The organism is Arenibacter sp. S6351L, assembly GCF_023016025.1.
GTDB classification, from domain to species: Bacteria; Bacteroidota; Bacteroidia; order Flavobacteriales; family Flavobacteriaceae; genus Arenibacter; species Arenibacter algicola_B.
In genome coordinates, this window is sequence record NZ_JALKBB010000095.1 from 1 (window position 1) to 746 (window position 746).

The following is a 746-nucleotide window of genomic DNA, read 5'->3' on the forward strand; positions in this document are numbered from 1 at the left end:
TGAAAATTATAATCCACCACCTCGGGCAGCTTCTGATCGGCATACCCGTCACCGGAGGATTTGAAAAGCCCCGACTTGAATGCGAAAAGCAGGGCCACCAAGGCCGATAAAATTATTCCTATGCCTATTTTTTGTTTCATTAGGGAACTATATTTTCATCTATTTAGATTTCGCTTGGAAAGGGCCGAAAAACCCGATATCCATAGCCGAGAAGTCAACACTTCTCATTTTACATATATTACATTATTTATACTAAAATAACAACATATTTTTAATTAAAGGCGTAAAATATTCACAATTAACTTGAGGACTTTCTTAATATTATGGAACATTCCAATTTGGAATCATAATATAAGACCAATTTCACTCACCTAAAATTATTCCAGAACATTTTTCATTGTACAGCTAAACCAAGCTTTTAAAAATCCATATTAATCCTTACCCATATAAACCTTATTCTTTGGTAATCGTTTCATCAAGATTATATATCACCTGTGCCGTCAACATGAGCGCGGCAGTTTTTGCCGGATCCGTATCCAATCTTTTATATTCTCCCTGTGCAATCAATTTTTCGGCATTCTCCTTGTCGTTCAAGAATTTGTCCAAAGCATCGGTATAATATTCCTCCAAAACCTTTTTTTCCTCCTCCTTGGGATTCCTAACCAAGATACGCTGAAATACCGTGGTGACCCACTGTTCCGCATCTTTGGTATCCGCAATGGTATTTTCGGCCAATACCCTGGCAG

1 pseudogene is annotated in these 746 nt (G+C 37.5%); it reads right to left on the minus strand.

Annotated elements, in window-relative coordinates:
* Positions 1–453: 453 nt before the first annotated feature.
* Positions 454–746 (minus strand): annotated as a pseudogene (locus MWU82_RS24040) (hypothetical protein); the annotation flags it as partial.